Origin of the sequence: Streptomyces sp. NPDC002838 (assembly GCF_040295365.1) — a bacterium.
Lineage (GTDB): Bacteria > Actinomycetota > Actinomycetes > Streptomycetales > Streptomycetaceae > Streptomyces.
Genome location: NZ_JBEOVF010000157.1, coordinates 1 through 1,335, shown reverse-complemented (window position 1 = coordinate 1,335; position 1,335 = coordinate 1). Strand labels below are relative to the sequence as shown.

The 1,335-nt window shown below is 65.4% G+C and carries 1 protein-coding gene; it reads left to right on the top strand.

What is annotated here, in order from left to right; all coding sequences use genetic code 11:
* Window positions 1-73: 73 nt before the first annotated feature.
* The coding region (locus ABT063_RS52045; protein ID WP_351069392.1) for an IS630 family transposase at window positions 74-1,335 on the top strand (1,262 nt) is incomplete at its 3' end.

Sequence of the window (1,335 nt, the reverse complement as noted above, 5' to 3'; positions counted from 1 at the left end):
CTAGTGTGATGCGCCAGAAATCCTGAGGGTTAGTAAGTAGCCTGTTGGTATGTCACATCCGGGTCCCTCTGCTGTGGAGATCACGCTGTCCGAGGACGAGCGTGCCGAGCTGACGCGTCGGGCGGGATTGGCGGACCGGCGTCTGGCCGAGCGGGCCCGGATCATCCTGGCGTGCTCTGACGGGATGTCGAATGCGGGTGCTGCGCTGGCCGTTGGCGTGGCGGTTAAGACGGTGAGGAAATGGCGCGGGGCCTTCGCTGCGGAGCGGATGGCCGGTCTTGAGGACACCGGGCGTATTGGTCGGCCGAAGGCTGACCTGGTCCTGAGTGAGGCTGAGCGGGATCAGCTCATCCGGTGGGCGAGGCGGGCGAAGACGGCCCAGTATCTGGCGCTTCGGGCAAAGATCGTGCTGCGTTGCGCAGAGGGCGGGACGAACCGGCAGGCCGCGGCCGACCTCGGTGTTGATGAGTCGACCGTGGAACGCTGGCGTGCTCGGTTCATCGCCAAACGCCTCGACGGCTTGTCCGACGAGCCTCGGCTGGGCCGGCCGCCCTCGATCCTGCTTGATCAGGTCGAGGACGTCATCGTGGCGACCCTGGAGTCCACTCCGGGCAAGGACACGCACTGGTCGCGAGCCTCGATGGCCCAGCGCACGGGCCTGTCGAAATCGACCATCGGGCGGATCTGGAAGCGGTTCGACCTCAAGCCGCACCTGCAGGACTCCTTCAAGCTCTCCACCGACCCGCAGTTCGTCGCGAAGGTCGTCGACGTCGTCGGCCTGTACCACTCCCCGCCCGAGAAGGCGGTGGTGCTGTGCGTGGACGAAAAGTCCCAGATCCAGGCGCTGGACCGGTCTCAGCTCGTGCTGCCGATGATGCCGGGCATGCCCGAGCGGCGCACCCATGACTACTACCGTCACGGGATCACCAGCCTGTTCGCGGCTTTCAACATCGCCGACGGCACCGTCATATCGGAGCTGCACCGCCGCCACCGGGCCATTGAGTTCAAGAAGTTCCTGGTCACGATCGACAAGGCGGTGCCCGCCGGCCTCGACGTCCACCTCGTGTGCGATAACTACGCCACTCACAACACCGCCGAGATCAAGACGTGGCTGGGCAAACACCCCCGCTTCCACGTCCACTTCACCCCGACCGGCTCCTCCTGGATGAACCAAGTCGAGCGGTGGTTCGGCCTGTTGACCGACAAGCTCATCCGCCGGAGCGTCCACACCTCCGTGAAGGCCCTGGAAGACGACATCGCCGGGTGGATCGACACCTGGAACGAGAACCCACGGCCCTTCGCCTGGACCAAGACCGCCGACGAGATCCTCAACTC